The organism is Marivirga sp., from assembly GCF_051117495.1.
Lineage (GTDB): Bacteria > Bacteroidota > Bacteroidia > Cytophagales > Cyclobacteriaceae > Marivirga.
This window is the reverse complement of record NZ_JBNPEF010000018.1, coordinates 1-25,481: the sequence shown is the minus strand read 5'-3', so window position 1 is coordinate 25,481 and position 25,481 is coordinate 1. Positions and strand designations below refer to the sequence as shown.

At 35.6% G+C, this 25,481-nt stretch carries 19 protein-coding genes; 10 read left to right on the top strand and 9 right to left on the bottom strand.

The features are described 5' to 3' along the window. Positions 1-53: 53 nt before the first annotated feature. On the top strand, positions 54-659 hold the full coding sequence (locus ACFE0M_RS09885; RefSeq protein WP_434545596.1) for a YkgJ family cysteine cluster protein: 606 nt from the start codon (positions 54-56) through the stop codon (positions 657-659). A gap of 88 nt (positions 660-747) precedes the next feature. On the opposite strand, the gene lpdA is transcribed toward ACFE0M_RS09885, so the two are convergent. The 4 genes from lpdA to ACFE0M_RS09865 form a co-directional block, all read right to left on the bottom strand. After that, positions 748-2,151, bottom strand: coding sequence for a dihydrolipoyl dehydrogenase (gene lpdA / locus ACFE0M_RS09880; protein WP_434545595.1), 1,404 nt, complete (start codon positions 2,149-2,151; stop codon positions 748-750). Between the two features lie 87 nt (positions 2,152-2,238). Continuing rightward, on the bottom strand, positions 2,239-2,592 hold the full coding sequence (locus ACFE0M_RS09875; RefSeq protein WP_434545594.1) for a four helix bundle protein: 354 nt from the start codon (positions 2,590-2,592) through the stop codon (positions 2,239-2,241). Between the two features lie 99 nt (positions 2,593-2,691). Continuing rightward, entirely contained in the window at positions 2,692-4,293 is a 1,602-nt protein-coding gene (gene odhB / locus ACFE0M_RS09870; RefSeq protein ID WP_434545593.1) for a 2-oxoglutarate dehydrogenase complex dihydrolipoyllysine-residue succinyltransferase, read from the bottom strand. 29 nt (positions 4,294-4,322) lie between these two features. After that, complete coding sequence (locus ACFE0M_RS09865) at positions 4,323-7,055, bottom strand: 2-oxoglutarate dehydrogenase E1 component (protein WP_434545592.1); 2,733 nt, start codon at positions 7,053-7,055, stop codon at positions 4,323-4,325. Between the two features lie 268 nt (positions 7,056-7,323). On the opposite strand from ACFE0M_RS09865, the gene ACFE0M_RS09860 reads away from it, so the two are divergent. From ACFE0M_RS09860 to ACFE0M_RS09820, 9 genes are all read left to right on the top strand, one after another. After that, a complete protein-coding gene (locus ACFE0M_RS09860; RefSeq protein WP_434545591.1) occupies positions 7,324-10,368 on the top strand; it encodes a sensor histidine kinase in 3,045 nt (1,014 codons plus the stop codon). Positions 10,369-10,579: 211 nt separating this feature from the next. Further along, complete coding sequence (locus ACFE0M_RS09855) at positions 10,580-11,200, top strand: 30S ribosomal protein S16 (protein WP_434545590.1); 621 nt, start codon at positions 10,580-10,582, stop codon at positions 11,198-11,200. Between the two features lie 12 nt (positions 11,201-11,212). Next, a complete protein-coding gene (gene rimM, locus ACFE0M_RS09850) occupies positions 11,213-11,761 on the top strand; it encodes a ribosome maturation factor RimM (protein ID WP_434545589.1) in 549 nt (182 codons plus the stop codon). Then, a complete protein-coding gene (gene trmD, locus ACFE0M_RS09845) occupies positions 11,751-12,431 on the top strand; it encodes a tRNA (guanosine(37)-N1)-methyltransferase TrmD (RefSeq protein WP_434545588.1) in 681 nt (226 codons plus the stop codon). The genes rimM and trmD overlap by 11 nt, the downstream gene beginning before the upstream one ends. 101 nt (positions 12,432-12,532) lie before the next feature. Next, on the top strand, positions 12,533-12,883 hold the full coding sequence (gene rplS / locus ACFE0M_RS09840) for a 50S ribosomal protein L19 (protein WP_434545587.1): 351 nt from the start codon (positions 12,533-12,535) through the stop codon (positions 12,881-12,883). Between the two features lie 121 nt (positions 12,884-13,004). Next, positions 13,005-13,844 carry a hypothetical protein gene (locus ACFE0M_RS09835; RefSeq protein WP_434545586.1) on the top strand — a complete coding sequence of 280 codons (840 nt, stop codon included), beginning with the start codon at positions 13,005-13,007 and terminating at the stop codon, positions 13,842-13,844. Beyond that, positions 13,837-14,439 carry a class I SAM-dependent methyltransferase gene (locus ACFE0M_RS09830; protein WP_434545585.1) on the top strand — a complete coding sequence of 201 codons (603 nt, stop codon included), beginning with the start codon at positions 13,837-13,839 and terminating at the stop codon, positions 14,437-14,439. The genes ACFE0M_RS09835 and ACFE0M_RS09830 overlap by 8 nt, the downstream gene beginning before the upstream one ends. 76 nt (positions 14,440-14,515) lie before the next feature. After that, complete coding sequence (gene carB, locus ACFE0M_RS09825; protein ID WP_434545584.1) at positions 14,516-17,329, top strand: carbamoyl-phosphate synthase large subunit; 2,814 nt, start codon at positions 14,516-14,518, stop codon at positions 17,327-17,329. A gap of 107 nt (positions 17,330-17,436) precedes the next feature. Next, positions 17,437-17,688: a DUF4834 domain-containing protein gene (locus ACFE0M_RS09820; protein ID WP_434545583.1), complete on the top strand. Its 252-nt coding sequence runs from the start codon at positions 17,437-17,439 to the stop codon at positions 17,686-17,688. 3 nt (positions 17,689-17,691) lie between these two features. Here ACFE0M_RS09820 and ACFE0M_RS09815 read toward each other — a convergent pair whose 3' ends face one another. From ACFE0M_RS09815 to ACFE0M_RS09795, 5 genes are all read right to left on the bottom strand, one after another. Further along, positions 17,692-18,591 carry a bile acid:sodium symporter family protein gene (locus tag ACFE0M_RS09815; protein WP_434545582.1) on the bottom strand — a complete coding sequence of 300 codons (900 nt, stop codon included), beginning with the start codon at positions 18,589-18,591 and terminating at the stop codon, positions 17,692-17,694. A gap of 245 nt (positions 18,592-18,836) precedes the next feature. Next, positions 18,837-21,701: an excinuclease ABC subunit UvrA gene (gene uvrA, locus ACFE0M_RS09810; RefSeq protein ID WP_434545581.1), complete on the bottom strand. Its 2,865-nt coding sequence runs from the start codon at positions 21,699-21,701 to the stop codon at positions 18,837-18,839. 761 nt (positions 21,702-22,462) lie between these two features. Next, positions 22,463-23,479 (bottom strand): hypothetical protein, encoded by a 1,017-nt coding sequence (locus tag ACFE0M_RS09805; RefSeq protein ID WP_434545580.1) that lies wholly within the window; start codon positions 23,477-23,479, stop codon positions 22,463-22,465. A 317-nt stretch (positions 23,480-23,796) separates the two neighbouring features. Next, on the bottom strand, positions 23,797-24,603 hold the full coding sequence (gene lgt / locus ACFE0M_RS09800) for a prolipoprotein diacylglyceryl transferase (RefSeq protein WP_434545579.1): 807 nt from the start codon (positions 24,601-24,603) through the stop codon (positions 23,797-23,799). Continuing rightward, positions 24,604-25,071: an Lrp/AsnC ligand binding domain-containing protein gene (locus ACFE0M_RS09795; protein WP_434545578.1), complete on the bottom strand. Its 468-nt coding sequence runs from the start codon at positions 25,069-25,071 to the stop codon at positions 24,604-24,606. It lies immediately after the preceding gene. Positions 25,072-25,481: the final 410 nt, after the last annotated feature.

Genomic DNA, 25,481 nt, shown 5'->3' with positions numbered 1-25,481 from the left:
TTGGATAAATTGAACTGAAAGATTGTTTTTCAGATTACATTTGCATCCAAAATATGACAATCAAACAAAAAGTTCTGGCGGTTGAGAAATTGTTCAAACGCCTTGATATTGAGATTTCTGAATTCAGAAAAGAATCTGGTATTTATTGCATTTCAGGATGCGGAAGATGCTGTAACAAACCTGATATTGAAGCTTCCCCTCTTGAATTTTTGCCCTTAGCCTTTCATTGGTATTCGGAAGGAAAGGCAGAAGAGATTTATCAAAAATTAGAAGAAAACCAATCTCTTAATTGTATGGCTTACCATCCTCTAGCTATAGATGATCCAAATCACGGGCATTGCGGAGAATATCAACATAGAGGATTAATATGTAGATTATTTGGTTATGGAGCTGGAAAAGATAAATATGGCCAATTACGAATGGTCACTTGCAAATTGATTAAAGAAAGCCAAGCCGAAAATTATGAGAAGGCGGTAGAAATGTTGAAATCAAAATCCAAAGTGCCGGTTTTTACAGACTACTACCAAAAGTTGATGCAGATAGATTTCAGATTAGCTAAAGATATGTTACCTATTAATGAGGCTATTCAGGCGGCCTTAGAGGCGGTAATGCAGTATTATGCCTATAGAGCTTTTCCTGTTGGGAAAGGGGTGGCTTAGTAGTTATAATAAGTTAAACAAGAAATCCGATAGAATTTTCTGTCGGATTTCTTGTTTCAAGTCTATATTCTTGACTCTAGCATCTTTATTACATATGAATTGGCCTATTCTCAGTTGCCGCCAAGCAAGCTTCTTTTACAGCCTCCATATAAGTTGGATGTGCGTGGGACATTCTGGATACATCCTCAGCTGAAGCTCTGTATTCCATAGCGGTAACGCCTGCTGCAATCATATCCGCTGCTCTTGCTCCAATAATGTGGATTCCTAATATTTCATCAGTCTTTTTATCGGCTATCACTTTAACCAAGCCTTCTAAATCACCACTTGCTCTTGCTCGTCCTAATGCTTTATAAGGAAAGGAACCTGTTTTAATATCTATGCCTTTTTCTTTCAATTCCTCTTCAGTATTGCCCACTCCAGCCACTTCAGGCCAAGTGTAAACTACATTTGGGATTAATTTATAGTGAATGTGAGGTTTTTGTCCTGCCATGGTTTCGGCTACAAATACGCCCTCTTCTTCGGCTTTATGTGCCAGCATTGCACCTCTCACCACATCTCCAATTGCATAAATATTATCGACTTCAGTTTTCAAATTATCATCAACTGAAATTCTACCTTTATCGTCTGCTTTTAATCCTGCAGCTTCTAAATTAAGACCTTCAGTATAAGGTTTTCTCCCCACAGCTACCAGGCAATAATCACCTTTAATGGTCTCTTCTTTTCCTTTATCAGTCTCAAAAGTAACTTCTACCTCTTTGCCTTTATTTTCAACTTTTGTGACTTTATGTTTCAGCTTTAAGTCCATTCCGAGCTTTTTCATGCTCTTCTTCATTTCCTTACCCATAGTTCCGTCCATTGTAGGAATTAAACTGTCCATAAATTCAATTACCGTCACATCAGAACCAATTCTTTTGTAAACAGATCCCAGTTCGAGGCCGATTACACCACCACCGATCAATATCAAATGTTTAGGCACTTCTTTAAGTTCTAAGGCTTCGGTGCTACTGATCACTCTTTTCTTGTCAAATTTAGCGAAAGGTAATTCAACAGGTTTAGAACCAGTTGCAATAATGACTTTATCAGTATTGAGTTCTTCTTTCTTCCCATCAGATTTTGTCACCACCACAGTATTTTTATCCTTAAAGGATCCTACTCCAGTATGTACGTCAATCTTGTTTTTCTTCATCAAGAAAGCAATTCCGTCAACATTTTGCTTGACTACATCCGCTTTTCTGTTAATCATCTGCTTGATATCCACTTTTAGGTTGCTAAGGTTAATCCCATGCTCTTTAAAAGTAGTTTCTGCATTATGATAATGTTCCGAAGAATCCAGTAATGCTTTTGATGGAATACAGCCTACATTTAGGCAAGTTCCACCAAGCGTATTGTATTTTTCAATAATGGCTGTTTTCATTCCAAGCTGTGCACAGCGGATAGCCGCAACATAACCACCAGGACCGGAACCAATTACTGTAACATCGTATTTTGACATTTCTTATTTATTTATGTCCGTAAACTAAAATAATTTAATTCACAGAGTGTTTGATAAATTATTTCTATTTGTCTTAAGTTATAAGTTTTAAGTTGTAAGTTTTTTCTGAAAATGATATAGCATTTTTTTCAGTTGGTCAATTGTATCTATCGTTTTATTAAAACTATCAAGTTTAATGTATTGAAAATTATATGATAATTCGACTTGGGTCTCTAATTCAAAAAGTGATCCCATTGCAATGCCTAAAAATTTATTGAACTCTTTATAACCATTTCTTCCTGCTCCTTCTGCTATATTTGAAGGAATTGATATTGATGACCTTCTTATTTGAGAGGTGAGCCCGTATTTTTCTTCAGATGGAAACTCTTTAGTTAGCTCATAAATATTTTTAGTTAATTCCATTGCTAATAACCAAATTCTCAATTTTCTGTAATCTTGCATTTTTATTTTATTTTAGTTGAAAAATTAAATAATGAATTTACAGAAAATTAATGTTCAAATATTAAACCTACAACTTAAAACCTAATACTTACTACATTTCTAAATACCTAAAAGTAATCTTGTAGGATCTTCCAATAACTCTTTCACTCTTACCAAGAAGCTTACTGATTCTTTACCGTCAATAATTCTGTGGTCATAGCTAAGGGCTACATACATAATCGGTCTGATTTGTACTTCACCGTTGATTGCCACAGGTCGCTCTACTATATTGTGCATGCCTAAAATAGCAGATTGTGGGGCGTTGATAATAGGTGTTGATAGCATGGAACCAAAAATACCACCATTCGTGATCGTGAAAGTCCCCCCTGTCATTTCTTCTATGCTCAATTTTCCATCTCTAGCTTTCTTGGCTAATCTGATTACTTCTGATTCCACTTCATTAAAAGAAAGCTTCTCAGCATTTCGAATTACTGGAACTACCAATCCTTTTGGAGAAGAAACAGCTATGGACATATCCACGAAGTCGCTATAAACCATTTCGTTTCCATCTATCTGTGCATTGACTGCAGGCCATTCTTTCAAAGCCATTGTGCAGGCTTTGGTGAAGAAAGACATAAAGCCTAATCCAACTTCATACTTTTCTTTAAACTGTTCCTTGTATTTTTTACGTAAATCCATGATAGGCTTCATGTCCACTTCATTGAAAGTGGTCAACATAGCCGTTTCATTCTTCACACTTACAAGTCTTCTTGCCACCGTTTTACGCAAGCTGGACATTTTCTCTCTTTTCTGATCTCTCTGCCCACTTGGTGCCGGGATACTGCTGGTTTCTATGCCCGATTCAGATGGTTTACTTTCTTTCTCCGCTGGCTTAGCTGATTTCTTCTCTGCATTTTCAGCATCTTCCTTTGTGATTCTACCATCTTTTCCGCTTCCTTTTATATCAGCAGGATCAATTCCTTTTTCTTTCAGTATTTTAGCTGCTGCAGGAGAAGCATGGCCTGTTGCATAGGTTTCTTTTCCATCTTCTTTAGAATCAGAGCTTGAATCGCCATCTGAAGAACTTTCCTCTGATGTAGATTCGCTTGGAGCTCCCCCTTCAGTAACCTCAATTTTACAGATTGTAGCTCCGATTTCTATTGTGTCATCTTCTTGTGCAACAATTTTTAAGAAACCATTGGCTTCAGCTGGTAATTCAAAAGTGGCCTTGTCAGATTCAACTTCCGCAATAACCTCATCCATTTCTACGTAATCGCCATCTGATTTCAACCAAGAGCTTATGGTTACTTCCGTGATGGATTCACCTACGGTTGGCACTACCATCTCGTGAACTTCGCCTGTCTTTTTCGGTCCACTGCTTGAAGAAGAACTCTCTTTCTTCTCCTGTTTTGGTTCTGATTTTTCTTCTTTCTTTTCTTCCTTCTTGTCCTCAGATTTTTCTTCTGATTTAGAACCACCGCCTTTGGCATCTTCATCTATCTCACAAATGACCGCACCCACTTCAATGGTTTCGTCTTCTTGAGCTTTAATTTTCAATACTCCGGAAGCCTCGGCAGGCAATTCAAAGGTTGCCTTATCAGATTCCAGTTCTGCAATGATTTCATCTTGTTCAACAAAATCACCATCTTTTTTTAACCACGAGGCAATGGTTACTTCAGTGATTGATTCGCCTACTTCCGGTACTTTTATTTCTAAACTCATGTTTCTCTGAATTCTATCTTAAAAAATTTTTATTTCTTTGTGTCAAAAGCCTTTTCGACTAATGCTTCTTGTTCTGCTTTATGTACTTTGGCATAGCCTGTAGCAGGAGATGCACTTGATTTTCTAGATATCAACTGCAAGCCCGCTTTATTGGCAATGGTTCTCAACATATAAGTCCAATATCCCATATTTGAAGGTTCTTCTTGTACCCAGAAAATTTCAGGATCCTTGAATTTTTTCAAAGCCTTATCAATTTGATTCATAGGGAAAGGATGCAGTTGCTCTATTCTAATAATTGCCACATCTTTCCTTTTATCTTCTTGCTGTTTTTCCAATAAGTCATAATAAACTTTACCGGTACACAGCAATACTCTTTTTACATTCTTATTGGTTACATAATCATCCTCATATATCTCCCTGAACTTACCTTCCGTGAATTCTTTTATAGGTGAAATTACTTTTGGATGACGCAATAGTGATTTAGGGGCAAATTGAACCAATGGTTTTCTGAATTCCCATTTCACCTGTCTTCTGAACATATGAAAAAGATTTGCTGGAGTCGTGATATTGGTCACCACTAAATTTTCTTCGGCAGCCAATTGTAGGAATCTTTCAGGTCTTGCATTTGAATGTTCAGGGCCTTGACCTTCATATCCGTGTGGTAATAACATCACCAAGCCATTCATTCTTTGCCATTTACTTTCAGCTGAGGTGATAAATTGGTCAATCATTACTTGAGCACCATTAGCGAAATCGCCAAATTGTGCCTCCCATATCACCAAGGCATTTGGGGTGGCCATAGCATAGCCGTATTCAAAGCCTAAAACTCCAAACTCTGATAAAAGGGAATTGAATATTTTGAACTGCTCTTTCTGATTTTCTTCTATATGATCAAGATTGCAATATGGCTCATTGGTTTCTGCATCAAATAAATAAGAATGCCTGTGAGAAAAAGTACCTCTTTTCACATCCTGTCCTGACATTCGCACAATATTTCCATCAGTCAATAAAGAGCCATAAGCAAGCAATTCGGCATCAGCCCAATTGAGCATTTTTTCATCAAAGAAATTTTTCTTGCGTTCTTTTAAAAGTTTGTCAATTTGCTTTAATGGTTTAAAACCATTTGGTAAGCTAGTTAATGCTTTGCCAACTTTTTCTACTAAATCTTGAGAAATGGAAGTATCCGGAGACTCTAAAAAGTCATCTGATTTTGCCCTTCTTAATTGTTCCCATTCTTCCTCAATTTTTTGTGGCTTATATGGTAAAGGCTTTTGTTTTACTTCATTTAACCTATCTTGTAGTTGTTTTTTAAAATCTTTTTCCAGCTTTTTGACCGAATCATTATCTAAATCGCCTCTTTCAGTTAATTTCTTAACATATACTTCTCTTGGGTTCGGGTGCTTAGCAATTTTATTATACAATTTCGGCTGTGTAAATTTAGGCTCATCACTTTCGTTATGTCCATGCCTTCTGTAGCATAATAAATCTATGAATATATCTTTTTTGAATTTGTTTCTGTATTCAACAGCTAAATTGGCCGCAAAATTAACAGCCTCTGCATCATCGCCATTTACGTGAAGCACAGGAGCATCAATCATTTTGGCAATATCCGTGCAGTAAATGGAAGATCTTGCATCATCATAATCAGTAGTAAAACCTACTTGGTTGTTGATGACCAAATGAACCGTTCCGCCTGTGGAATATCCTTCAAGTAATGACATTTGAGTGGTTTCATAGACAATTCCTTGACCAGCAACAGCCGCATCTCCATGAATTAATATAGGAAGGGCGGCATTAACATCTTCATTATACTCATCATCGATTTGTGCACGGGTATAGCCTAAAACCACGGAATTCACTGCTTCTAAGTGAGAGGGGTTAGGTGTTAGTTTTACATAAGATTTTTTGCCTTCTGAAGTTTCGATGTAACTTGAATACCCCATGTGATATTTCACATCGCCATCTCCCATGGTTAAATCTGGGTCAGTACTACCTTCGAATTCAGAGAAAATCTGCTCGTAGGTCTTATTCATGATATTGGCCAATACATTCAATCTCCCACGATGTGCCATGCCAATGATCACTTCTTTTGTGCCTAATTCGGATGATCGGTTAATGACTTTATCCAAAAATGGAATAGTATTTTCTCCACCCTCAAGAGAAAATCTTTTTTGTCCTAAAAATTTTGTGTGCAAGAAGTTTTCAAAAACTACGGCTTCATTTAATTTAGAGAGGATTCTTTTTTTCTCTTCTAATTTAGGTTGGTAATCTCCTTTGGAACTTTCAGCCTTATCAATAAACCAATCCACAATTTTTGGGTCTCGAATATGCATGTATTCAAAACCAATTGACCCAATATAAATTTTATCAAGGGCTTCAATGATATTTTTAAGGCTGGTTTTTCCTAAACCAATTTCCTGACCTATGGAAAATTCTTCCTTTAAATCTTCTTGCTTTAAGCCAAATTCCTCTAGGCTAATTCTTGCATCATGTGGTCTTCTGTCCCTAACCGGATTGGTTTTGGATTTTAAATGACCCCGCATTCGGTAAGCTTGAATTAGGTTGCGAACCTGGGTCTCTTTTGATGATACCCTAGTTTCAGTAGCTTTTCCGTTTCCCCCAAAATCTTTCTGAGAAAACTCAAAACCTTCAAAGAATTTTTGCCATGAATCATCTACGGATTCAGGGTCATTTTGATAAGACTGGTAAAGTTCCTCTATGTAATTGCCATGGGCGTTGGCAATGTATGTGTATTTATCCATTATGGAATTGTTTTATTTATCGATATGCAAATATAAACACTTCTAAAATACTATTAAAATTGCATAAACGATTAAGCAAATAACAAAGATTATCAAGTGTTTAGCAGTTCAAAACGAGCAATAATTTATTTTGTTGGTTATTATACATTTTAAAATTTTCATTATTCATTCTTTAAATCATTTGTTATATCACTTATTATTTGTAATATTTAAAGAATTGCTTCATTATTTAAAGTAAAATTCTTAACCTTATAAAGGGGGATGGTTTATGAAGTTTTTTAGAATACTAAAATATATATTATCTATTTCATTGGCTATAAATGCTTTAACTGTGGTCTTGGCACAAGGTGTTTTGCAGAATGAAACTCCTTTGAAACGTTTAATCGCCACAGAATGGTCTTCTAAGTCAGTAGGATTGGTTGCGAATAATGTCACGAATGTCATGCAATCACATCAAGGTTATATCTGGTTGACAACTTATAATGGCATTCAAAAATTTGATGGTCATAAAACGGTTACTTATGATAAGAACCAATTACCTTTTTTAAGAAGTAACGGATTTCGGAATATTTATCATAGCCCAATCGGTCATACAATTTATTTTTCTTCCCAAAGTAGTGGTTTAATAAGCTATAATGAAAGGCAAGGTTTTAAACAGGTAAAAGCAAGCAATGGGAATTTGCCTCCCTCTTTAGAGGATGTAATGATAGATGAAGAGGGGAGTTTATGGATCGCCTCAATTAATGAAGGATTGTCAATCTTAAAAGAAGACAGCTTAATTAAATTTAAGCATCCAATAATAGAAAGGAGTAATGCACTTTCATTGTTGGAAGCGGATAATGGTATTATTTATCTAGGAACAGAGGGTGATGGATTGTTTGTGATTGATGATTATGAAGTAATAAATCACCATACAAATCAAAACGGATTATTAAGTGATATTATTAATACAACTGTCACTATTGGTGACTCACTTTTTATCGGTACTCAATCAGGAATAAATTATATAGTAGATAATCAATTATATTCTTTTGATTTCATGCAGGGTGAATCAGTCAATAGTCTTTTACATGCAAATAACTATATATGGATAGGTTCAGATAATGGGTTGGGCAGGATTAACCTAAATAGCGGCAATACTGAATTCATTTCTTCTTTAGGATTTATTGATGTTACAAGGGTGAACGATATAATGATTGATGCAGAAAACAGTATTTGGTTGGCTACGGGAAGAAATGGACTAGTTCAACTTAAGGAAACGGGAATTATTAACTATAACAGATTTGATGGACTTGAAAATGACAATGTAAATATTATAACGCAAAGAAGAGATGGGAACAGTTTTTTTATCGGTTGCGATGATGGAAATATTTTTACATTAGACTCAAAAGGAATTAAACCTTATTACTTCCAGAATTCTGTGGCACCAACAGGAATACGGGATGTTTATGAACAAGAGGACGGGACAGTCTGGATTGCCAGTTATAAGGGTCTTATTAGAAAAAGAGGCACTACCGAAAAATTTTACAGTCTAAATGATGGACTTCCCTCCTTAGATTTGAGAAGAATTTTAGAAGATAAGAAGGGGATTATTTGGGTAGCAAGTCGTTCAGGTGGATTAATCAAGATAAAGAATGATGAAATTGTAGAGGTATTAGATAAAAATACAGGACTGAATTCAGATTTTATCCTTTCAATTGAAGAGGACAGCCTAGGTAATTTATATTTAGGTACTCACAGCGGAGGAATCTCAATACTTAATAGTAAGGGTGAAATAAAAAATATTTCATTGACAGATAATGATCAAGGTGTAATAGTCTTTAATACCCATATTGAAGAATCAGGGCTTTTATGGGCAGTAACCACTACAGGTATAATTTTAATTAAAGATGATAAGGTCTTGAAATTAGGCTTTGACAGAGAGTATAAAGGCTTAAGTATGTTTGATTGGTTGCAAGATAAAAATGGAGATGTTTGGATTACGACCAATCAAGGGGTGATAAAAATTTATGGAGAGGAAATAAATAAATTTTTAGATGACCCCAGTTATAAAGTGGATAGCCGAATGTTGAATAGTTTTGACGGTATGTATGATAATGAATGTACAGGTGCAGTAAGATCATTAATTTCATCAAATGGAAAGTTATATATTCCAACTTTGGGAGGCGTTAGCGTTATTTCCCCAGAAAGAATGGTTGAGAATAAGCAACTGCCTGAAGTATGTGTTGAAAGTTTAACAACTCAAGACAGTACATACAAAAATAAACCTAATGTTATTTTAAATTCAAAAACCAACCGTTATAAATTTGATTTTACTTCACTAAGCTATTTAGCGCCTCATACCACGCAATTTAAATATAAATTAGAAGGATTTGATAAAGACTTTACTATTGTTTCTGGTCAAAGATCGATTGAATACACAAATTTGGCGCCTGGAGAGTACGTTTTTCTTTTGTTTGCAACCAATAATCACGGTTATTGGACAAAAGAGCCTGCTACATTTTCTTTTACCGTGGAACCTGCATTTCATGAGACGCTATGGTTCTATATAATGGTAGGCGTATTGACTTTCTTTTTAGTTTATTCTATTTATAAATGGAGGGTTAGTGCCATTCAAAAAATGAATGCTAAATTAATCAAAGTAAACGGTGAATTAGATGGCTTCGTTTATAGTGCCTCTCATGACTTAAGATCACCATTGGCTTCCTTACTTGGGCTAATAAATCTATCTCGAAAAGATATTGAAAACATTGATGTTTATTTGGATAAAATGGAAAAGAGCATCAAAAGACTTGATGATTTCATATCCGAGATCATTGATTTTTCCAGTAATGAACGCAAGGAAGTTGTTTGTGATGAAGTGGACTTTGAGTCCACCATAAAAAGTATAGTAGATGAATTATCATTTTTGGATAGTGATAATAAAGTGAGGAAAGAAATTAAGGTAAATCAATCGGGGCTTTTTATAAGCGATAAAAGGAGAATTGGAGTGATCTTCAGAAATTTGATTTCTAACGCTCTTAAATATAGTGATGATTTAAAGGAAGATCCTTTTTTGAAGATAAAAGTTACAAGTAATTCCAAAAATGCTGAGATTATAATTGAAGATAATGGTATAGGGATTTCGAAGGACGAACAAGAGGAGGTTTTTAAAATGTTTTATAGGGCTACCGAAAGAAGTACCGGCTCCGGTTTAGGTCTTTACATTATCTTAGAGACCGTTGAAAAATTAAATGGCACCATTAAAATGGAGTCTGAGAAATATGAAGGAACACGATTTCACATTGAAATTCCTTTTCTTGAGAGGGATTAATTATTTATTTGGACACGTGTAATAAAACCCTCGCACTTGGGTTTATACGATATAGGAATCATTAGCACGTATGAGGTTAAAATAAATGTATTTGGGAAATTTGCTGTTTTTAAATATTCCCTATTTATATTTATAAACTTTTTTCATTACCTTTGCGAACTAATTAAAAGAGGGACGTGATCCTTCGTGATTGCTAAAACTAAAATAAGAAATGGCAGTAAAAATCAGATTGGCCCGAAGAGGTCGAAAAAAAATGGCAATGTACGATGTAGTCGTAGCTGATGCCCGTGCACCACGTGATGGTCGCTTTATTGAAAAAATTGGTACTTATAACCCAAATACGCCTGTTGCAGCTATTGAGTTGGACAACGACAAGGCATTTCAGTGGTTAATGAATGGTGCCCAGCCAACCGATACGGTTCGTGCTATGTTATCATACCGAGGATTGCTTTACAAGAAGCATTTGCAAATAGGTGTGATCAAAGGAGCAATGACCCAGGAAGAAGCTGATAAGAAGTTAGAGGCTTGGATGAAAGATAAGCAATCTGCAATTGAAGGTAAAGAGAAATCTTTAGCTGATAAAGCAGCTGCTGAAAAGAAAGCTAGATTGGAAGCTGAAGCAAAAGTGAATGAAGCTAGAGCTGAAGCCATCAAGAAGCGTCAAGAAGAAGCTGAAGCGGAATCTAAGGCCGCTGAGGCGCCTGCAGAGGAAGAAGCGCCAGCAGAGGAAGCTTCTACTGAAGAAGCACCAAAGGCTGAATCATCTTCTGACGAAACTCCTAAAGAAGAAGCTTCTGAGGAGAAATCTGAAGAAGAAAAGAAAGAAGATTAATATCCTTCAGCCATGAAGCTTGACCAATGCTTTCAATTAGGTGTGGTATTGAAGCCTCATGGTTTAAAAGGTGAATTATACATTTCTCTGGATACAGACTATCCGGAAGATTATCAAGAAATGGAATCAGTATTCATGTTGCAAAACGGAAAACTGGTTCCTTTTTTTATTGAACACATCCAACTTAAGAATAAAGAAGCTTTAGTCAAATTTGAGGATGTGGAAGATAAAGAGGATGCTCTATCCTTGAGGGGAAATACTTTACATTTACCATTAACCGATCTTCCCGAATTGACTGGAAACCAATTTTATTTTCATGAAATTGATGGATTTAAAATTGAGGATACGGAAAAAGGAGTGTTGGGCATAGTGAAAGAAGTGTTTGAAGCAGGGCATCAAGACTTGATTGGAATGGAATACCAAGGTAAAGAGGTTCTGATCCCTATCAATGATGAGGTGATTTTGGATGTGGATAGAAATAACAAGCTTCTAAGGGTTAGCTTACCAGAGGGTTTATTGGAATTATATTTGGAAGAAGACGAAAAGGAAGATGAGGATTGATATCATCACATGTTTGCCCAAATTATTAGAGGGGCCCTTTTCTGACAGTATAATGAAACGTGCCCAAGAAAAGAATTTGGTTGAAATTTATGTCCACGATTTGAGGGCATACTCTAATAATAAGCAAAAAAGCATAGATGATTATGCTTATGGTGGCGGAGCTGGAATGGTCTTACAAATTGAGCCAATAGCAACTGCAATTGATGACTTAAAATCCCAGCGAGAATATGATGAAGTGATTTATATGAGTCCGGATGGCGATCAGTTTACACAAACTTTAGCTAATCAATTAGCATTAAAAGGAAATCTGTTGATTTTATGCGGACATTATAAAGGAGTAGATGAAAGGATTCGGGAGCATTATATTACAAAAGAAATTAGTATAGGAGATTATGTGATTTCTGGAGGGGAGTTGGCTGCTGCAGTGGTAACTGATGCTATAGTGAGATTGTTGCCCGGTGTTTTATCAGATGAAACTTCGGCTTTGACGGATTCATATCAGGATGGATTATTGGCGCCACCGGTTTATAGCCGGCCTGCTGATTTCAAGGGCTTAAAGGTACCAGATGTATTATTATCCGGTCATGCGGCCAACATAGAGAAATGGCGTTTTGAGCAAGCAGTGAAGAGAACTGAAGAGCGAAGACCGGATTTATTGAAAAAAGAATAAAAAATTATTGTTTAGGGATGCAAAGAATAAAATTATCCTTATATTTGCACTCCATTTTTCGGGCATAGTACCGAAACCATTATCGGAAAAAAGAAAGAGCCATGAGCGATTTGATCAAAGAAATTGAAAAAGAATATCACGAAGCAGTAAGTAAATTTCCTGATTTTAAGGCAGGTGATACTGTTAATGTTCACGTGAAAATTAAAGAAGGAAATAAAGAGCGTATTCAGCAATACCAAGGAGCCGTAATTCAAAAAAGAGGTTCAGGAAATTCTGTAACTTTCACTGTAAGAAAAGTTTCAAGTGGAATTGGTGTTGAAAGAATATTTCCTTTAATCTCTCCTGCAATAGATAAAATCGAAGTAGTTAGAAGAGGTTCAGTTAGAAGAGCTAAATTGTTCTACTTAAGAGGTAGAATGGGTAAATCTGCAAGGATTAAAGAAAAAATCTAAGCTGATATTCAAAATTATTCAAGGCGGTTATGGAAACATGACCGCCTTTTTTTTTTCGTTAAAAACTAGAATTCGTTCGATTAAATGAATAAATTCTTAGATTTATTCTATTTTTACGCTGATGTTTACTAAGTTTTACCAATATATAAGAGCCTTTAGTTTGGACGTAGTGGCAGGTGCGGTCATTAGTGCTCGCTGGATTGGTAATTATTTTAAGGCAGACATCCCTACCTATGCTATTCTGGCATTAGGGCTTACTGTTTGGTTAATATATACTATAGATCATCTATTAGATGCCCGCAAAATTAAATCAAAGGATGCCTTATTTAGGCATATCATTCATTATAAAAATGCTCCTTATATATTTGGATTAATGGCCATTGTTACGATGGTTTTAATTTTCATTTTGCAAAACTTAAAGCCCTATTTGATAGGATATGGATTGGCGTTGGGGTTTGCAGTTTTTTGTTATCTCATTTTTATTCACTTCATCAGAAAAAAAGTTTACTGGGGAAAGGAGTGGTTTATTGCTTTGGTCTATGCAACTGGAATCTGTTTACCAACCCTGGCTTATATTCAAAGTATTCCTCCTATTTTGATTTATTTTTGGATTCAACTTTTTATTCTAGCAAGTATTAATCTGATTTTATTCAATATGATTGAATATAAAGTTGATAAGAAGCTGGGTTTTAATTCTTTTGCCACTGTAAAGGGTGCCGACTTTTCCAGAAAGGTCATTTTGTTTTTATTGTTTGCTTTTGTTGTCATTTGGTCTTCCTCATTTTTGTTTTTCAAAGCCGTGGATTTACTTGATTATCAGGCTATGTTTATTTTAATGGCATCAGTTCTAGCAATGGTATTGAGCAAAGAAGTTATGCTCAGGCAAGAAGAGTGGTACCGTGTTATAGGTGATATAGTATTCGTCTTGCCTATTATTGAATTAATCATAATAGATGGCTGATTTTGATCCAATAGCCAATTGGTATAATCTTTTAAAAAAAATGGTCTTCAATAATCAAATTGAAGAGGCAACACGTTATTTTTTAGGATTTATCCCTTCATATTCTAAAATTCTAATAATTGGAGGGGGTACAGGGCATATTTTAAGCTGTTTTAACTCAACCCATCAAATCAAATATGTAGAACTATCACGAGCAATGTTAAATAAGGCTAAAAAAGTGAATTCCAAAGCTTCAATAGAATTTATTAATAGCGATGTTCTAAAGTGGGAATCTGATGAGAAATTTGATTTTATATTGACTCCTTTTATTTTAGATTGCTTTAATGAAGCAAGCATAAACTCCCTTATGACTAAACTTAAAAATAATTTAACCGAAAAAGCTAGCTGGATTCATACAGATTTTTACCCTAAAAATGTTTTGCAAAGATATTTGGTTAGAGCGATGTATTTCTTTTTTAGAATTACAGCCAAATTAAAGGTAACAGCATTAGCTGATTTCGATTACCTTTTTCAAAAGCACAAATTTATTTGTACTCGAAATGCCCTTTTTTTCCATTCTATGATAGAAAGCAAAATTTATCGTCAGATTGAATGACAAACTGCTTTCGATTTCAAATTTATCGTCTTAATTTTGCCCAATTTATTTAGCCCCGAAACGAAATAAAAAGCTCATGCCTAAAGACAAAAGTATCAAGTCAGTACTCATTATCGGATCAGGTCCAATTATTATCGGTCAAGCTTGTGAATTTGATTATTCAGGTTCCCAAGCAGCACGTTCGCTCAGAGAGGAAGGAATTGAAGTTACGCTTATCAATTCTAATCCGGCCACGATTATGACGGATGAAGTGACGGCTGATAATATTTACCTGAAACCTCTTACTAAAAAGTCGATCATTGAAATTTTAGAAAAGCATGAAATTGATGCTGTTTTGCCTACGATGGGTGGTCAAACTGCATTGAACCTTGCCATTGAATGCGATAAGGCTGGTGTCTGGGATAAGTATAAAGTGAAAATGCTCGGTGTGGATGTCGATGCCATTGATACTACGGAAAACAGAGAGCTGTTTCGCTTAAAAATGAAGGAATTGGGTGTTGGTGTATGTGAAGGTGAGACAGCAACTTCCTTTTTACAAGGTAAGGAAATAGCTCAAAGAATCGGGTTTCCTTTAGTAATTCGATCTTCTTTCACCCTTGGGGGGCTTGGAGGTTCAATTGTGAAAGATCCTGCTGAATTTGACAATGCATTGAAAGATGGATTGCATTCTTCTCCAATTCATGAGGTGTTAATTGAGCAAAGTATTTTAGGCTGGAAAGAATACGAACTGGAAATCCTAAGGGATAATATAGGAAATGTTATTGTGATTTGCTCCGTTGAGAATTTTGATCCAATGGGGGTGCATACTGGCGATTCTATCACAGTCGCACCAGCTCAAACTTTGCCTGATACCGTTTATCAGGAGATGAGGAATTTGGCCATTAAAATGATTAAAGGTATCGGGAATTTTGCTGGTGGTTGTAATGTACAATTTGCGGTAAACCCTGAAAACGATGATATTATAGGAATTGAGATTAACCCTAGAGTTTCTCGTTCTTCGGCCTTGGCATCTAAAGCAACGGGTTATCCAATTGCAAAAATTGCAGCTAAATTAGCAATAGGTTATGATTTACATGAGCTTAAAAATCAAATTACCAAAACTACTTCTGCTTATTTTGAGCCTTCTCTTGATTATGTGATTGTTAAAATACCTCGTTGGAATTTCGATAAATTCCCGGGTTCTGATAGAAGACTAGGCTTCTCAATGAAATCGGTAGGGGAGACGATGGGTATTGGGCGTAATTTTCAAGAAGCGCTACAGAAGGCATGTCAGTCATTGGAGATAAAGAGAAATGGTTTAGGGGCAGATGGTAAGGAACTCAAAAAACAAGACGAATTACTATACAGCCTTGAAAATCCAAGTTGGAACAGGCTTTTCCATATTTATGATGCCTTTAAATTAGGTATTCCTTTTAAAACCATTCAAAAACTCACAAAAATTGACAAATGGTTCTTGGAGCAAATCGAAGAACTATTGGTTTTAGAAAAAGAGGTGGAGAAATATTCTATCGATTCTATACCAAAGGAATTGATGATGGAGGTGAAGCAGAAAGGGTATGCAGATAGGCAAATCGCCCACTTAGTTCGTTGTCTGGAAAGTGAGGTTTATAAGAAACGTCATGAAATGGGGATCAAAAGAGTTTATAAGCTTGTAGATACTTGTGCTGCAGAATTTGAAGCGCAAACACCTTATTATTACTCTACCTTCCAGGAAGAAAACGAATCAGTTTCGTCTGATAAAAAGAAAGTCATCATTTTGGGATCAGGTCCAAACCGTATTGGTCAAGGAATAGAATTTGATTATTCTTGCGTGCACGGAGTTTTGGCTGCTAAAGAATGCGGTTATGAAACCATCATGATCAACTGTAACCCTGAAACTGTTTCCACAGATTTTGATACTGCTGATAAATTATATTTTGAGCCTGTTTTCTGGGAGCATATTTATGATATCATATTGCATGAAAATCCAGTAGGAGTAATTGTTCAGCTCGGTGGACAAACCGCCTTGAAATTGGCTGAGAAATTGAATCGATATGGTATTAATATCATCGGAACCTCTTTCGAAGCATTAGATTTGGCAGAGGACAGAGGTTCATTCTCCAAATTATTGGCCGATAATGATATTCCTTATCCTAAATTTACGGTAGTGGAAGATGCGGATAACGCTTTGGAAATGGCTAAAGATATTGGTTTCCCAATGTTGGTAAGGCCTTCTTATGTTTTGGGAGGTCAGGGAATGAAAATCGTGATCAACGAGAGAGAATTAGAAGAGCATGTTGTAGATGTTTTAAGAGATATTCCTGGTAATAAAGTCTTATTGGATCATTTCTTAGATGGCGCAATTGAAGCCGAAGCAGATGCCATTTGTGATGGGGAAGATGTTTATATCATAGGAGTAATGCAACATGTTGAGCCGGCAGGGATTCATTCAGGGGATTCTTATGCTGTACTACCACCATATAATCTTGGGGATTTTGTTTTAACACAAATCGAAACTTATACCAAAAAGATTGCCTTGGCTTTAGAAACCAAAGGTTTAATCAATATTCAATTTGCCATTAAAAATGATATAGTTTACATCATTGAAGCAAATCCGAGAGCTTCCAGAACAGTTCCATTCATTTGCAAAGCTTATCAGGAGCCTTATGTGAATTATGCCACAAAAGTGATGTTGGGTGAGAAAAAAGTGAAGGATTTTAAATTCAATCCTGTAAAGAAAGGTTATGCGATAAAAGAACCGGTTTTCTCTTTCAATAAATTCCCGAATGTAAATAAGGAATTAGGTCCTGAAATGAAATCAACTGGAGAGTCAATATATTTTATTGATGATTTAATGGATGATTATTTCCTTAAAATCGTTTCAGAACGAAACCTTTACTTGAGTAGGTAGTAAGAGTAAATTAACAAAATCCTATTGCTGAATTTGAAACTTTAGCAGTAGGAATTTGTTTTTATATCAAGAAGAATTTTGGCAAAGAGCCTAGAGTAAGTGTTATTATGGCGGTACTATTAAAATATCTATTAGTCTTAATTTTAATTTTCTATCTGTTTTCTAAAGTAGCGAAATTTCTATTTAGAATTTTTTTAGGTAGAACGGCCAAGGCGGCTCAAGAAAGACAATATCAACAAAACAACAAAGGTCGTAAATCCAAAGACGGAATCAATATTGACCACATTCCCAATCAAAATGGGAAAAGAACAGGTGGAAATTTCAAAGGTGGTGAATATGTGGATTATGAGGAGCTTTAGTTGCTAGGCAAAAACCTTCCTACCTGACCAAATAAAGGCAATTATTAAACCGGCCACTATATGCCAGATTCCCCACCATCCGGCAATAATGGCCATTCCTCCTATACCATCAAAAAAGTTAAAAATTAAAACCAACCCTAAGCCGGAATTCTGAATACCGGTTTCAATAGAGATGGCTTTTCGCTCACTTTCTTCCAAGCCTCCCAGTTTCCCCATCCAATAGCCACTTAAGAAAGCCAATCCATTATGGAATAATACGATGACAAAAATAATATGAATAAACTCAATGAAATAATCGGCATTTTTCATAAATGCAATCACCACAAAGGCTGCAAATATTACGATTGATAGGATATTGACTGGTTTCCTGATTTTTTGAGCTATTGCAGGTTTATATTGAGCAAAGGTTACTCCAAGTATTACAGGGATAACGATAAGATAAATAATTGTAGAAAACATATCCCATATATTGAGAGAGATACTGCTTTTCAATCCTTCAGCACTACTAATAAAGGATGACCAGAAGGCAAAGCTAAATGGAGTCATGAAAATGGCTGCAGAAGTAGTCAATGCTGTTAAACTTACTGAAAGGGCAGCATTTCCTCCAGCTAATTTACTGATGAAATTACTGATATTTCCACCTGGACAACAAGCAACTAATATCATACCCAAAGCCATACTTGGTTGAGGGTCAAATATAAAAATTAAGATTAGAGTGATAATAGGTAAGATAACCCATTGAGATATGAGCCCAATGATAGAAGCTTTGGGATTTAATAAGACCCTTTTGAAATCCTCGACTTTCAAGTCTAGTGCCACACCAAACATAATAAAGCCGAGCAAAAAATTTAACAGCAATAAACTTTCACTATTGAAGTTAAGCGTTACTTCATCCATTTCCATACGGGCAATATATAAAAAATTATGCTGAGCACATTGAAAAAATTATGGGTTTCAATTCAATTTTATTAAGTATATAACTTGTGGGTTTATTAATTTTTATAACACCAAAGCCTGAAATTTCGGTCTGACGGTTTTCCACCGTCTGACTGATTAATGTAACTACAAGCACTACAGCCTAGCGGTTAGACGATTCTAAGCGTCAAACCGCATTCAATTTTGCTAGGATGACGCTTCTGACATAATAATCAGCCTTTTAATTCTCCTTTCAGAAACTTACCTGTATAGCTGTTTTCCAATTTTATGATTTTCTCAGGAGTACCTGTAAAAACAATGTTTCCACCTCCAGTACCGCCTTCAGGCCCTAAGTCGATGATGTAATCCGCGACCTTAATGACATCCATATTATGTTCAATCACCAAAACAGTATTTCCTTTATCTACCAATTTTTGCAATACCTCCAAAAGGTGTTCAATATCTTGAAAATGCAATCCAGTAGTGGGCTCATCCAAAATGTAGAAAGTATTACCAGTATCTTTTTTCGATAATTCAGTTGCCAATTTCACCCTTTGAGCTTCTCCGCCTGAGAGGGTAGTAGCATGTTGTCCTAATGTGATATATCCTAAACCTACTTCTGAAAGCGTTTGAATTTTTCTTAGAATCTTAGGTTGGTTGGTGAAAAATTCCACCGCTTGCTCAACGGTCATGTCCAAAACATCTGAGATGGATTTTCCTTTGAATCGAACTTCTAGCGTCTCCCTATTGTATCTTTTGCCTTTACATGTCTCACAAGGAACGTGAACATCGGGCAAGAAGTCCATTTCAATCAATTTCATACCCGCTCCTTCACAAGTTTCACATCTTCCACCCTTTACATTAAAAGAGAATCTACCTGGCTTATAACCTCTTATTTTAGCCTCAGGCAAATTGCTGAACAACGCGCGAATATCTGTAAAAACCCCCGTGTAAGTTGCCGGATTTGAGCGAGGTGTTCTGCCAATGGGAGATTGATCTACTTCAATTACCTTATCCAAATGTTCTAATCCTTTGATTGATTGATGTTCCATCGGCTCCTTTTTGGAACGATAGAATTTCTGATTCAGAATTGGGTAAAGCGTATCATGGATTAAGGTAGATTTTCCGCTTCCTGAAACACCTGTTACACACATCATGGTACCTAAAGGGAAGTCCACATTTACATTTTGCAGATTATTACCTTTAGCTCCTTTGAGTTGGAGTTTCTTACCATTGCCTTTTCTTCTTTCTTTAGGAATTTCAATTTTTAAATCCCCTGTTAAATATTTCGCAGTTTTACTTCTCTGCTTTAAAAATTCTTCTGGACTTCCAGCCGCTACAATTTTCCCACCATGTCTGCCAGCGCCTGGACCAATATCCAAAATGAAATCTGATGCTAGCATCATGTCTTTATCGTGCTCCACTACCATCACGGTATTGCCTAAATCTCTTAAATCTTGAAGGGCAGCTATTAATTTTGTATTATCTCTTTGATGTAAACCAATGCTTGGCTCATCCAAAATATATAAAACGCCCACTAATTGAGTTCCGATTTGGGTGGCTAATCTAATTCTTTGGGCTTCTCCACCAGAAAGGGTCTTCAGTGGTCGGTCTAATGATAAATAATCCAATCCGACATCCAGCATAAAGCCTACACGTTTTCGGATTTCTTTTAAAACTTCAGCACCGATAAGGTTTTGCTTATCAGAAAGTCTTTTTTCAATATCTTTAAACCATTCTCCTAATTTGCTGATGCTCATTAATGCTAATTCGGAGATGTTTTTGCCATCAATCAAAAAATGAAGTGATTCTTTTTTTAATCTTTGGCCGTTACAATCGGGGCATTTTTGAACTACGGTGTATTCCTCTAGCCAATCCCGCATTTTGTCAGTACCACTTTCCTGTTGTTTCTGCAAAAATTTGATTATTCCTTCGAAACTTGTGCTCCATTTAGTGCCTGGATATTTTTTTGAATTTACTTCTACTTTGGTTTTACTTCCAAAAAGCAATACATCTAACACTTCCTCTGGAAATTTCTCAATGGGAGTACTCAGGTTAACATCCGTATTTTTTAATAGTGCATCTATTTTTTTGAAAATCCAGATGTCACGGTATTCACCCAAAGGTGCGATTCCACCTCGGCTAATGCTCAATTTAGGATTGGGGATTACGGTTTCCTTAGTGATGTTTTCCAATTCTCCCAATCCTTTACAAGTCGGGCAAGCTCCATAAGGAGAATTAAATGAGAAACTGTTTGGAGCAGGCTCGTCATACGCCAAACCTGTCTCAGGATCCATCAAGTTTTGAGAGAAATGTTGAATATTTCCATCCGTATCTCGCACCATCATGATGCCATTTCCGTGTTTTAGTGCAGTTTTCACAGATTGCGTGATACGATATTTGTCTTTTTCATTGACTACAATTCTATCCACCACAATTTCAATGTCGTGGGTTTTGTATCGATCCACCTGCATTCGGGCATCAATTTCGAAAATTACACCATCCACTCTTGCTTTGGTGAAACCCATTTTTCGGATTTGCTGGAAAAGCTCACGATAATGGCCTTTTCTTCCTTTTACGACTGGCGCTAAAATGCTCAGTTTTGCATCGGGAAATTCACTGATTAAATGCCCGATGATTTGATCTTCAGTTTGGCGCTGCATTTTCTTACCTGTTTTGTAAGAAACGGCTTCACCAGCACGCGCATAAAGCACACGCAAAAAGTCATAAATTTCGGTAAGAGTCCCCACCGTTGAGCGTGGGTTTTTAGAGGTGGTTTTTTGTTCTATGGAAATAACAGGGGAAAGTCCGTTAATTTTGTCCACATCAGGGCGCTCCATATTACCAATAAAAGAACGAGCATAGGCAGAAAAACTTTCCATATAGCGCCTTTGTCCTTCGGCATAAATGGTGTCAAAAGCCAAACTTGATTTGCCACTACCGCTAATTCCAGTCACTACAACCAGCTTATCACGCGGAATTGAAATATCTATATTTTTAAGATTATGCTCCCATGCGCCAATGACTTCAAGATATTCATCTTGGCTTGCTGTAGTAGTATTTTGAACTTTATTTTGGGCTTCTTTTGTTAAACTCATCCTCTAATTTTATAACCTGCTAATTTACAAAATAGCATAGAGGATTGTTTGGTTTTGGGAAAGATTTATTTTGGGATGGTTATGAGTTATAGGTGATAAGTTTTAAGTAGTAGGTATTGCAAAATCTATCTTAGCACACGCGACACGCGTGCGCTAACTTTCTGTTTTATTAGCTTGAAATCAATATATTTGAATTTCAGTAAATAAAAATTATGATAAAGATTTAAAATCATTGATAGTTGATATAGTAACAATAGCAAGATAGGATAATGATAAAAAACGTTATAATTGAAATTGGTAGAATAATTCAATTAATTTTTCATTCTTTAATTGGAATTAAAGAAGTACTTAGTAAAAAGAGTAATGAAAATAATTATATAACTGGAATTCTGTTTTTAATAGCTTCACTCATAATTTTTCTTATTCTAGTTGGAAAAAACTTGTAACTTAAAATTCATTCCAATTAGCAGAATGTTGCTTAGCTTTCTTCCATACAATTGTGAAGATACAAATGCAGGCAGAAAAAAGAAGAGGAATGCCTTAACTTAACGACATTGCGCACGCGTGTCGCGTGTGCCTGATATTTTTAATACTTTCCTCTTCCCCCCAAACCAAATAAATACCAACCCTAAAATAGCATAAGATATACTCAAAAATCAACTTTTTTAAGTTGCAGATTCGCTATTTCCTATTTAAAATCTTCATATTGTTAAACAAAAAAACCTGCTTGGTGTAGCAGGTTTTCAAATCAGTTATTTAATTTATTCTTCTATTGTTACTCTTTTCACTTCCGTTGGTTGCTCATAATCACCGTCCCATTCTTCTATTGGTTTCATTTCTGTAAGATCATAAAGCCTGATTTCACCTTTTTTATTAACTAGTACAGTCCATTTTTGATCTGGTGAAATTGAACCATATCCATAATTAAAACTGTAGTCACTTCCTAGCGGTATGTAGATATCTGAACCATTTGTGTAGTGATTACCATGATTGCCCAAAGTTAGTTTGTTAGATGATTTTATATAAGGATTGTCCTGTGGAACGTTTTGAGTAAATGCATTTTCTTTTAATACGAAATCCTTATCATTAACAGCAAATAAATTGTAGCTAGAGGCATCCTGAGTTGCCATAACTCTTGATTCCAGATAAACAGAATCTTCACCTATAAACCTTGAGTTTTCAGTCAGTCCTGAATTATCTACTCCTAATTCACCTTCTCTTAACCATTGACCTGTTTCCATGTCGTAGATGGTATAACCACCCATTCCTAACATATCACCGGAATTGAAATTCAATCCTAATTTTGCACTTGGGCTAAATTTAAAGTCTCCGTATTTTATTTTTCCTTCCAAATAAGAAATATCCTTAATCTTTTCTCCTGTTTTTAGGTCATAGATATCCTTGGCGATAAGAATTTTATCGTCACCGAAAAAAGTATAATTCCAGGTTTTATTTTCAAACCTTGTGATTTCTTCCAAGGTCTGGGCATTGTATAAAAGAAGTTTTTTGACTTTTTTATCGTAAATAACCAATCTGTTGCCCTTAGGCGAAAAACTTCCGGATGAAGTTTTATTCTTTCTGTCGTCTGGTTTTATCTCTTTTATAATCTCAAGATTTGGTACACTGAATTTAGCAATAGTACCTGATTTGTATCCGATCACAACCTCATTATTAGTATTAAAACCTACTAAACGCGGTTTGTCTTTTTGACCCTTAACTATAAAATCAGTGTTTAAAACTAATAAACCAATAAGTAGAAACTTGTAAAATACTTTCATAACATGCATATAATTTTATTGATGAAATTTAATAACAAACGTATAAAGATTTATATGATGTTTTCTACCCTTAAAGAGGTAATATTGAATTTCTTATAAATTGTGGGATACTCCTACTTTGTCATATTCTTAATAGAAATGATGAATGTTAGGTAATTATTGGTGGTCCTTACCTTTACTAATTATAATATCAATAAAATCATTTGTATTTTGTAGTAGAATCTCATTTACTTCTCCGTTGGAGCGCATCTCTTATATGTTAAGTAGTTATTAATCTTCTCAGTTAGCGCACGCGTGGCGCGAGTGCCTGATATTTTTCATACTTTCCTCTTCACCCCAAACCAAATAAATACCAAACCTAAAATAACATAAGGAATACTCAGCCATTGACCCATATTGAGGGTCATATTGGCTTCGAAGGCAGATTGATCTGCTTTCAAGAATTCTATAAAGAACCTAGCTATAAACATTAGAACCAATAGTAGTCCTAGAATAAATCCTTTTCCAAATTTTTGTTTTTTGTCCAACCAAAATAGAACACCGAATATCACTAAATAGGAGAGGGCTTCATATGACTGTGCTGGGTGACGTGGAATATTATCAATATGCTGAAAGATAAAAGCCCAGCTTACATTGGTAGGGCTTCCATAAATTTCTGAATTCATTAAATTACCCAATCGAATACAAACAGCTGCTAAAGGAATTACTAAAGCTATGGTGTCTAGAATCCATAGTTTGGAGATTTTTTCTACTCTAGCGAAAATCAACAATGCAATGATAACGCCCACACCTCCGCCATGGCTCGCCAATCCACGATAACCAATAAATTCAAATGAAGGAGAAAAGCTGAAAGGAAGTAGAATTTCCAATAAATGATTTTGATAGTAATCCCAATCGTAGAAAATGCAATGTCCGAGTCTAGCTCCAATGATAGTTCCAACTACTAAATAAACCGCGAGGTTATCCAGTAATTTTGTATTGACCTCATCTCTTTTGAAACGCCATTTTACAAACTGATAGCCTAGAACAAATCCCAACCCAAAGAGCACAGAATACCACCTTAATTGGTAAAAACCAAAATCTATTAATGTTCCATCGGGGTTCCAGATGATGTAGTTGAGCATTTATTTATGGTTAAGTTGAACTTGCCTATTTATACTTTCCTCCAAAGATATAAAAGTCTCTGTTCTTTCGATTCCTTCAATGGGCTGAATATTGTCGTGAAGAATATTTTTTAAGTGATTAGTGTCCCTGCAAACTATTTTTACAAACATAGAGTAGGCTCCTGTAGTATAATGGCAATCTACTATTTCTGGAATGGCTTTTAAAGCTGAAACTACATCATCATATAAGGAGCTTTTTTGCAAATAAACCCCAAGGAAAGCGGTTACATCCAAGCCTAGTTTTGATAAATCAACCTGCAACTGAGAATTTTTAATCAAACCTAATTTTTCCATTTTACGCATTCTAACATGTACAGTGCCAGGGGAAACAAAGACTTCTTCTGCTACTTCAGTGAATGGTCTGCGAGCATCCTGCATCAAGATGTTTAATATGGCTAAATCGGTATTATCAAGTTGATAATTTTCCATAGGTTTGAAAGTCAAAAATTATTGAATATTTAAATAAAGTATCATAAAATTAATCATACTGTATTTATTTTCAAATAATATTAAATAATATTTAACGTATTGATGTTTTTATTACCTTTGAAATATCAGAAAGGCAAAAAGTGCTGAAAAGATTAAATATTGTAAGGTGATGGAATTGGCAAACATGCCCTCCTGTCTCGGGGGTGGAGGTTTGGGATAAAGCGCAGACATTTCACGATAATTTGCAAAACAGTTTATCGTGGAAACTGTAGCCTAACTGCTTCTTGGAGGTTCGAATCCTCCCCTTACAGCAAATAATGGTTATTCTTTTTACTTGATTAAAAAGAATCAAAAAATCAAGACAAAACAATGCTACAGCGCAATTGCTAACGCTGGCCCGCTGTTTTGTC

Bases quoted from the DNA above. Each gene is read 5' to 3' on its own strand.
- ACFE0M_RS09795 (WP_434545578.1), bottom strand. From the start codon at position 25,071: ATGGAAAATTATCAACTTGATAATACCGATTTAGCCATATTAAACATC.
- ACFE0M_RS09830 (WP_434545585.1), top strand. From the start codon at position 13,837: ATGGCTGATTTTGATCCAATAGCCAATTGGTATAATCTTTTAAAAAAA.
- ACFE0M_RS09860 (WP_434545591.1), top strand. From the start codon at position 7,324: ATGAAGTTTTTTAGAATACTAAAATATATATTATCTATTTCATTGGCT.
- ACFE0M_RS09805 (WP_434545580.1), bottom strand. From the start codon at position 23,479: ATGAAAGTATTTTACAAGTTTCTACTTATTGGTTTATTAGTTTTAAAC.
- trmD (WP_434545588.1), top strand. From the start codon at position 11,751: ATGAGGATTGATATCATCACATGTTTGCCCAAATTATTAGAGGGGCCC.
- ACFE0M_RS09875 (WP_434545594.1), bottom strand. From the start codon at position 2,592: ATGCAAGATTACAGAAAATTGAGAATTTGGTTATTAGCAATGGAATTA.
- carB (WP_434545584.1), top strand. From the start codon at position 14,516: ATGCCTAAAGACAAAAGTATCAAGTCAGTACTCATTATCGGATCAGGT.
- ACFE0M_RS09815 (WP_434545582.1), bottom strand. From the start codon at position 18,591: ATGGAAATGGATGAAGTAACGCTTAACTTCAATAGTGAAAGTTTATTG.
- uvrA (WP_434545581.1), bottom strand. From the start codon at position 21,701: ATGAGTTTAACAAAAGAAGCCCAAAATAAAGTTCAAAATACTACTACA.
- ACFE0M_RS09865 (WP_434545592.1), bottom strand. From the start codon at position 7,055: ATGGATAAATACACATACATTGCCAACGCCCATGGCAATTACATAGAG.
- lpdA (WP_434545595.1), bottom strand. From the start codon at position 2,151: ATGTCAAAATACGATGTTACAGTAATTGGTTCCGGTCCTGGTGGTTAT.
- ACFE0M_RS09885 (WP_434545596.1), top strand. From the start codon at position 54: ATGACAATCAAACAAAAAGTTCTGGCGGTTGAGAAATTGTTCAAACGC.
- rimM (WP_434545589.1), top strand. From the start codon at position 11,213: ATGAAGCTTGACCAATGCTTTCAATTAGGTGTGGTATTGAAGCCTCAT.
- lgt (WP_434545579.1), bottom strand. From the start codon at position 24,603: ATGCTCAACTACATCATCTGGAACCCCGATGGAACATTAATAGATTTT.
- ACFE0M_RS09855 (WP_434545590.1), top strand. From the start codon at position 10,580: ATGGCAGTAAAAATCAGATTGGCCCGAAGAGGTCGAAAAAAAATGGCA.
- odhB (WP_434545593.1), bottom strand. From the start codon at position 4,293: ATGAGTTTAGAAATAAAAGTACCGGAAGTAGGCGAATCAATCACTGAA.
- rplS (WP_434545587.1), top strand. From the start codon at position 12,533: ATGAGCGATTTGATCAAAGAAATTGAAAAAGAATATCACGAAGCAGTA.
- ACFE0M_RS09835 (WP_434545586.1), top strand. From the start codon at position 13,005: ATGTTTACTAAGTTTTACCAATATATAAGAGCCTTTAGTTTGGACGTA.
- ACFE0M_RS09820 (WP_434545583.1), top strand. From the start codon at position 17,437: ATGGCGGTACTATTAAAATATCTATTAGTCTTAATTTTAATTTTCTAT.